General features: G+C 44.5%; 1 protein-coding gene. It reads left to right on the plus strand.

Annotated elements, in window-relative coordinates:
- Nucleotides 1–1,185, plus strand: coding sequence for an elongation factor Tu (gene tuf / locus J7338_RS20485; protein ID WP_210798819.1), 1,185 nt, complete (start codon nucleotides 1–3; stop codon nucleotides 1,183–1,185).
- Nucleotides 1,186–1,243 lie beyond the last annotated feature (58 nt).

Consider the following 1,243-nt stretch of genomic DNA (forward strand, 5'->3'; position numbering starts at 1 on the left):
ATGGCAAAAGCAAAGTTTGAACGCGTAAAACCGCATGTAAACGTAGGTACAATCGGCCACGTTGACCACGGTAAAACTACCCTAACTGCAGCAATCACTAACGTACTTGCAAAAGTATACGGCGGTGTTGCTAAAGATTTCGCATCAATCGATAACGCTCCTGAAGAGCGCGAGCGCGGTATCACAATCTCAACTTCACACGTTGAATACGATACGCCTACTCGTCACTACGCACACGTAGATTGTCCTGGACACGCCGATTATGTTAAAAACATGATCACTGGTGCTGCTCAAATGGACGGCGCTATCCTTGTTGTTGCTGCGACTGATGGCCCTATGCCACAAACGCGTGAGCACATCCTTCTTTCTCGTCAAGTTGGCGTTCCTTACATCGTTGTATTCATGAACAAATGTGACATGGTTGATGACGAAGAGCTACTTGAACTAGTAGAGATGGAAGTTCGTGAACTTCTTTCTGAATACGACTTCCCAGGTGATGACTTACCACTAATCGCTGGTTCTGCGCTTAAAGCGTTAGAAGGCGAGAAAGAGTGGGAAGACAAGATCATTGAGCTAGCAGACGCACTTGATTCTTACATCCCAGAGCCAGAGCGTGACATCGATAAAGCATTCATCATGCCTATCGAAGACGTTTTCTCAATCCAAGGTCGTGGTACTGTTGTAACTGGTCGTGTTGAAGCTGGTATCATCCGCATCAATGACGAAGTAGAAATTGTTGGTATCAACGATACAACTAAATCTACTTGTACTGGTGTAGAAATGTTCCGTAAACTACTTGACGAAGGTCGTGCTGGTGAGAACATTGGTGCACTTCTACGTGGTACTAAGCGTGAAGACGTTGAACGTGGTCAAGTACTAGCTAAGCCTGGTTCAATCAACCCACATACAACATTCACTTCAGAAGTATACGTACTTTCGAAAGATGAAGGTGGTCGTCATACTCCATTCTTCAAAGGTTACCGTCCACAGTTCTACTTCCGTACAACTGACGTAACTGGTGACGTACAGTTACCAGATGGCGTAGAAATGGTAATGCCTGGCGATAACGTTAAGATGACTGTAAAGTTAATCTCTCCAATCGCAATGGATGAAGGTCTACGTTTCGCAATCCGCGAAGGTGGCCGTACTGTAGGTGCTGGTGTAGTAGCAACTATCGTAGAGTAATAATTAACTTATAGAGTTAATTATTAGAAAAAGGTCACTTCGGTGGCCTTTTTTAATG

The sequence above is a fragment of the Pseudoalteromonas ostreae genome, from assembly GCF_018069805.1.
GTDB lineage: Bacteria > Pseudomonadota > Gammaproteobacteria > Enterobacterales > Alteromonadaceae > Pseudoalteromonas > Pseudoalteromonas ostreae.